The sequence below is a fragment of the Mesorhizobium sp. WSM4820 genome (assembly GCF_055811075.1).
Window position 1 is genome coordinate 1 of the sequence record NZ_JBVVQN010000071.1, and the last position, 900, is coordinate 900.

Annotated in this window: 1 protein-coding gene; it reads right to left on the bottom strand. The window is 64.9% G+C overall.

Features of this window, described 5'->3' with window-relative positions; all coding sequences use genetic code 11:
• Positions 1-900: NAD(P)/FAD-dependent oxidoreductase (locus AC0L2R_RS33755; protein ID WP_473514105.1), on the bottom strand; the 900-nt coding region annotated here is incomplete at its 5' end.

Consider the following 900-nt stretch of genomic DNA (forward strand, 5'->3'; position numbering starts at 1 on the left):
TCAGATCACATTCAACTCCCTGAAAGCCCGCCCCTCAGCGACACGGCTGTACCCAAACGCCGAGCAGTCCACCGTGCGGTAGCCGCCATGCACGATCAGCTCGGCCAGCGCCTTGCCGACCGCCGGCGCCTGCTGCAGGCCGTGGCCGGAAAAACCATTGGCGAAGAGAAAATTCTGCACCTGCGGATGCGGGCCGATCACCGCGTTTTGGTCGAGCGTGTTGTAATCGTAATGGCCGGCCCAGGCGCGCGTCGCCTTGATCGCCTCGAAGGCCGGAATGCGGGTCGCCAGCACTGGCCAGATTACCTCTTCGAACAGCGGCCAGTCGGGCTCGAAATCGCTGGGATCGGCGGGGCCGTCGCCGTCTTCCGGTTCGGCCCCGCCGGTGATGTAGATCGAGCCTTCTGGCCGGACATAGATGCCTGAGGGATCGACCAGCAGCGGCATGTCGTCATATTTCTCGCGCGCCTCGAAGATGAAGACATTGCGCTTGCGCGGTTCCACCGGCAGCACCAGTCCGGCCATTGCCGAGACTTTTCCGGCATTCGGCCCGGCGGCGTTGACGACGATGCCGGCGTCGAGCCTTTCGCCATTGTCGAGGTTTACCCCGGTGACACGGTCGCCCTGCCGTTCGATGCCGGTCACGTCGGCGGTGATGAAATCGATCTTCTTCTCGCGCAGCGCCTTGCGGAACAGCATCAGCATGGCATGCGCGTCGAACCAGCCCTCGCCGCTGCGGCCATAGGCCCCGGCGGTGATGCCCTCGGCCGACAGCCATGCAAACCGGCGGACGAGCGCCTCCGCGTCCTCAAGCACGATGTCGGCGCCCTCGGCCAACTGCGTCTGGTGATTGGCCTTGAGGATCGGCAACCCGTTCTCGCCGGCAAGGATGAGGTAGCC